The sequence below is a fragment of the Streptomyces sp. SID5464 genome (genome assembly GCF_009862985.1).
GTDB lineage: Bacteria > Actinomycetota > Actinomycetes > Streptomycetales > Streptomycetaceae > Streptomyces > Streptomyces chartreusis_D.
This window is the reverse complement of the sequence record NZ_WWIQ01000072.1, coordinates 227,746-228,078: the sequence shown is the minus strand read 5'-3', so window position 1 is coordinate 228,078 and position 333 is coordinate 227,746. Positions and strand designations below refer to the sequence as shown.

The 333-nt window shown below is 65.5% G+C and carries 1 pseudogene; it reads right to left on the bottom strand.

The annotated features are described in order from the left end of the window. Positions 1-168: 168 nt before the first annotated feature. Positions 169-333 (bottom strand): annotated as a pseudogene (locus GTY47_RS34885) (N-methyl-L-tryptophan oxidase); the annotation flags it as partial.

The window sequence follows — 333 nt, the reverse complement described above, 5'->3', positions numbered from 1 at the left end:
GTAGCAGTCGAACGAGACGTACTTCGGGCGGAACTGGAACGAGGGAATGGGCATGGAAGTGCTCCACTTCTTGCTTCGGGAACTGGTCAGGGCCAGCGCGGACCCTTTTGGACATGCTCCTGGCAGAGATGTCGGGAGTGGGGGGATGACGTCGACGATCGCCGGGGATCAGACGGCGCCGACTCCTGCCGGAGCGAGGAAGCCGACGGGGTGCTGCGTGGTGCCGTGGAGCGCCAGGTCGGCGGCGATCTCTCCCATGGCGGGCGAGAGCTTGAAGCCGCTGCCGGAGAATCCGGCCATGACGATGATGTCGTCCTCGCCGGGGAGATGACC